Here is a 3,227-nt window from a genome sequence, read left to right as displayed (position 1 = left end):
CACGTGACTGGAGTTCAGACGTGTGCTCTTCCGATCTCACCGGCGTCGCTATCGGCACCGGCTCCTGCGCCAGCCCCGGCGCCGGTTCGCACCGCCGCGCCGGTACCGGCCGCGCCCCACGCGACTGAAATGCCTGCCGCTGCGGCCCCCGCACCGTCGGTTCCCCCCACGCCGCCCAAGCCGCGCGAGCCCGACTTCGTCGAGCGTGCATTCCGCGCCGCGCGCGACTGGCTGCTCGGCGGCAACACGGTCGTGCGCGTCGGGATCGTCGTGCTGTTCTTCGGGGTCGCGTTCCTGCTCAAGTATGCGGCCGACAACAACATGCTGCCGATCGAATTCCGCCTCGCGGGCACCGCGCTCGCCGCGGCCGCGCTGCTCGCGACCGGCTGGCGCGTGCGTGCGCGCCGCGCGGCGTACGGGCTCGTGCTGCAGGGCGGCGGCGTCGGCATCCTGTACCTGACGATCTTCGCCGCGACCAAGCTTTACGCGCTGCTGCCCGTCGGCGCCGCGTTTCCGCTGATGGTCGCGGTATGCGCGCTGAGCGCGTTCCTCGCGGTGCGGCAGAACGCGCTGCCGCTCGCGTTCATGGGCACCGCGGGCGGCTTTCTTGCACCGGTGCTGCTGTCGACCGGGCACGGCAACCACGTCGCGCTGTTCAGCTACTACGCACTGCTGAACGCGGGCATCTTCGCGATCGCGTGGTTCAAGGCCTGGCGCCCGCTGAACCTGCTCGGCTTCGCGTTCACGTTCACGATCGGCTCCGCGTGGGGCGTGACGGCCTATCGCCCCGCGCTGTTCGCGAGCACCGAGCCGTTCCTGATCCTGTTCTTCCTGATGTATGTCGGCATCGCATTGCTGTATGCGGTGAAGCGCGAGCTCGCGCTGCGGCACTACGTCGACGGCACGCTCGTGTTCGGCACGCCGATCGTCGCGACCGCGCTGCAGGCGTCGCTCGTGAAGGACATGCCGTTCGGGCTCGCATGGAGCGCCGTCGCGCTGTCGGCGTTCTACGTCGTCGTCACCGCATGGCTCGCGCGGCGCCGCGACCGCCTCGCGCTACTGTTCGAATCCACGCTCGCGCTCGCGGTGATCTTCGCGACGCTGGCCGTGCCGCTCGCGTTCTCCGGCCCGACGACCAGCGCCGCGTGGGCGATCGAAGGCGCGGCCGTCGTCTGGCTCGGCGTGCGCGAGAAGCGCATGCTGCGGTTCGGCTTCGGGCTGCTGATGCAGCTCGCCGCGGCCGGCGCGTTCTTCACGAGCCTGCTCGGGCCGGCCGACGCCACCGCGCTGCCCGTGCTCAACAGCCCATACATCGCGATGCTGCTGATCGCGCTCGCCGGCCTGTTCACTGGGTGGTGGCTGCACGGGCGCGCGGAAGCGCGCGCGTGGCATGCATGGATGCCCGAGATCGGCGCCGCGGCAGCCGCGTGGGGACTGCTGTGGTGGGTCAGCGGCGGGCTGCACGAGATCCTCGTCTACGCGAGCCGTCACGTCGACCTGCATGCCGACCGCTTCGTCGTCGATTCGACCGCGCTGTTCGCGGCCGGCACCGCGTGGCTTGCGCATGTCGCGCGCCGCCGGCTGGCGTGGCCGCTCGCCGAATGGCCCGCGCTCGCGTTGACGCCCGTGCTGGCACTGCTCGCGCTGCGTGCGTTCGATGCGCATGAAGCACCGCTGTCGGGGATGGGCGCGTTCGCGTGGCCTGTCGCCGTCGGTGCCGGCCTCGCACTGCTGTGGCGCCAGGCGCGCGGCACGGCAAGCGCCGATCCCGCAAATGGCACGACGCCCGGCACCGCGCCCGGCCTCGTGCAAGCCGTCGCCGCACGCATCATCGCGCCGCTGCACACGCTGACGTTCTGGACCCTGTGCGGACTGCTGTCGCTCGAAGGGTTCTGGCGCCTGCGCACGTTCGTGCCCGAAGGCGCATGGAGCTGGAGCGCATGGGCCTACGGTTTCGGTGTGCTGCTCCTGCTGGTGTCGGGCCCCGGCTCGCGTCTGCGCTGGCCCGTCGCGGCGTTCCCGCGTGCTTACCAGGTGTGGGGCGCGGCACCGCTCGCCGCGCTGCTGTGGCTGTGGAGCATCGCCAGCGTGATCAGCGACGGCAACGCGGCGCCGCTCTTCTGGCTCCCGCTGCTCAACCCGCTCGACATCGCGCAGTGCCTGGCGTTCGTCGCGTTCACCGTGTGGCTGCGCCGCCTGCGCGCGCTCGGCATCGCATGGCATCCGCGCATCGTCGACTACGCCGCGATCGCCACCGTGTTCCTGTGGTTCAACGCGCTGATGCTGCGCACGTTGCATCACCGCTTCCACATGACCTACGACATCGACACGGTGCTGTCGTCGTTCGGCATCCAGCAGGTGTTCATGGTCGGCTGGAGCCTGTTCGCGTTCGCCGGGATGTGGCTGACGCGCCGCGACGGCATCGCCCGCGTGTGCGCGCTCGCGTCGCTGCCGCTCATCGTCGTGATGTGGGTGTGGACCTTCTACGCGAACTTCACGCAGGACGGCGGCAGCTGGGCGCGCGTGCCGCTCTTCAACCCGCTCGACCTCGTGCTTGCGGTCGTCTATGCGCTCGCCGCGTCGTGGTTCGTGCGCGCACGCAAGCTCGGCTGGTCGTTCGGCAACCATCGCGTCGAGCTGCTGAGCGCGGCCGGGGCGACCGCGTTCCTGTGGCTGAACGCGATCCTGCTGCGCACGCTGCATCACTGGGCCGGCGTGCCGTACGAACTCGGCGCGATGGCGGAATCGACGCTCGTGCAGGCGTCGGTGTCCGTGTACTGGACGCTCTGTGCGCTCGCGATCACGATCTGGGCCACGCGCCGCGGGCTGCGACCGCTGTGGTTCGTCGGCGCCGCATTGCTCGCGCTCACGGTCGTCAAGCTGTTCCTGTTCGACCTGTCGCACGTGACCGGCATCGAGCGAATCGTGTCGTTCATCGGCATCGGCGTGCTGCTGCTGTTGATCGGCTATTTCTCGCCGCTGCCGCCGAAGGCCGCCGCGCAACAGGACGGCCTGCAATGAAACGACTCGCCGCGCTGCTCGGCCTGAGCCTGCTCGCGTCGTTCGCGGCGGCCGACGGCCCGCCCGCGCAGCGCTTCTCGCTCGACCTCGACGGCACCGCCGCGTATTACCAGCTCACCGTGCCGCAGCCTGTTTATGCGGCGAGCCGGCGCGACGATCTCGGCGACGTGCGCATCTTCAACGGCGCGGGCGAGCCGGTGCCGTAT

General features: G+C 70.4%; 1 protein-coding gene. It reads left to right on the top strand.

Annotated features, from left to right (window positions below; all coding sequences use genetic code 11):
- Nucleotides 1-3,017: 3,017 nt before the first annotated feature.
- On the top strand, nucleotides 3,018-3,227 hold a 210-nt coding region (locus L810_RS42290), incomplete at its 3' end, for a DUF3999 family protein (RefSeq protein ID WP_042978355.1).

The sequence above is a fragment of the Burkholderia sp. AU4i genome (genome assembly GCF_000466765.1).
Taxonomy (GTDB): Bacteria; Pseudomonadota; Gammaproteobacteria; order Burkholderiales; family Burkholderiaceae; genus Burkholderia; species Burkholderia cepacia.
Note: the sequence above shows the minus strand (reverse complement) of the source record. Positions and strands in the feature narration are given on the sequence as shown.